The organism is Planktosalinus sp. (assembly GCF_059864935.1).
This window is the reverse complement of the sequence record NZ_JCBCCK010000210.1, coordinates 1-1,494: the sequence shown is the minus strand read 5'-3', so window position 1 is coordinate 1,494 and position 1,494 is coordinate 1. Positions and strand designations below refer to the sequence as shown.

Annotated in this window: 2 protein-coding genes; one reads left to right on the top strand and one right to left on the bottom strand. The window is 35.6% G+C overall.

Going from position 1 to position 1,494, the window contains the following annotated elements; genetic code table 11:
* Positions 1-45: 45 nt before the first annotated feature.
* On the bottom strand, positions 46-627 hold the full coding sequence (locus tag AC6F75_RS07545; protein ID WP_500714365.1) for a glutamine amidotransferase-related protein: 582 nt from the start codon (positions 625-627) through the stop codon (positions 46-48).
* 128 nt (positions 628-755) lie between these two features.
* Here AC6F75_RS07545 and AC6F75_RS07540 point away from each other — a divergent pair.
* The coding region (locus AC6F75_RS07540) for a nucleoid-associated protein (RefSeq protein ID WP_500714364.1) at positions 756-1,494 on the top strand (739 nt) is incomplete at its 3' end.

The following is a 1,494-nucleotide window of genomic DNA, read 5'->3' as shown; positions in this document are numbered from 1 at the left end:
AAAGACCGCCGTGAGTTGGATGATTTTACAGAAGAAGATTAAATTTTAATTCCTTAACCAGTTTTCAAGGATTTTTCTACCCACAGGTGTGAGTACCGATTCCGGATGGAATTGGACACCCCTGACATTCAAAGTTTTGTGCTTAAAACTCATTACATTTTTAAATGCATCTTCTGAGGTTGCTTGCAATATTTCGGGTAATGGGTGTTCCGCAACCCAAGAATGGTAATGCCCTATTTCAAACGAATCAGGCAAATCTTTAAACAAGTAATCTTCAGAAGTAATTTTAACTGAAGTTGAAACTCCATGTAAAGGATGCATCATGTTTTTCAATTTTCCGCCAAAATGTTCAACTATGGCTTGATGACCCAGGCAAACGCCTAAAATGGGTTTATTAAAAATGTATTTTTGAATTAATTCAGGCATCAATCCCGCATCATTGGGAAGTCCGGGACCCGGAGATAGCACAATTTTGTCATAGTGATTGACACTTTGCAAATTTAATGCGTCATTTTTAACTACTGTGATTTTAGCAAGATTGAACGCATCCAGTAGATGAACGATATTGTACACAAAAGAGTCGTGGTTGTCAACAACAAGTATATTCATTTGCATTATAGTTTTCATGTCAAAAATAGTTTATAAATTTTAAATGAATTTCCTTTTTAAACCTTTTAAAAATTCTAATTTTAGGCCTTCACGTTTAATAGAAGTTTAATTTCATTAAGCATTATTAGTCAATATTTTAGACCATTATGATAAGCCTGTACAACACCCAAATCCAATCACTTTCCATTCACAAAGTGGGCAACAAAAATAAAAATGAAGGAGTCATCCTTTCAAATGAACCCTATAAACTGGATGACGAACTCACAGCTGTTCTCAAGGAATATTTTTTTAAACCTTTCAGGGAAAAAGAAGAGAGTTATTACAATTTTTCACACGAAACCGACCTTGAATTTCATACCCTCTATAAGCTGGTGAGTGATTTATTTGACAATCCCGGAAAAGCCCACGAGCTGAGTCTGGAAATTGCCAAACACCTCTATGAGCAATCAGAACACCCACACATTAAAAGCGGCGAATTGTATGTGACTTATCTGGAGAACCTGCAAATCGATAACGAAAAAGTGGATGGTATCGGAATTTTTAAATCTGAAATCAAACAGGATTTCCTGCTTTTTCAAGAGAAAGAAAATAATCTGGATATGTTGTTGCAACAAGGCATCAACCTCAGCAAACTTGATAAAGGCTGCCTGATTTTTAATATTAAAAAAGAAGAAGGCTATAAAATTCTTTCGGTGGACTCCAATAAATATGATACCCGTTACTGGCTGGAAAGTTTTCTTGGAATAGATGTGCTGGCTGATGAAAATTTCTACACCAAAAAATACCTCAAATTCTGTCAGGATTTTGCCAAAAATGTAGTGCTTCCGGCAGAGGACAAACAACAAGAGGTGATGTTTATGAACCGTAGCGTAAATTACTTTGCCA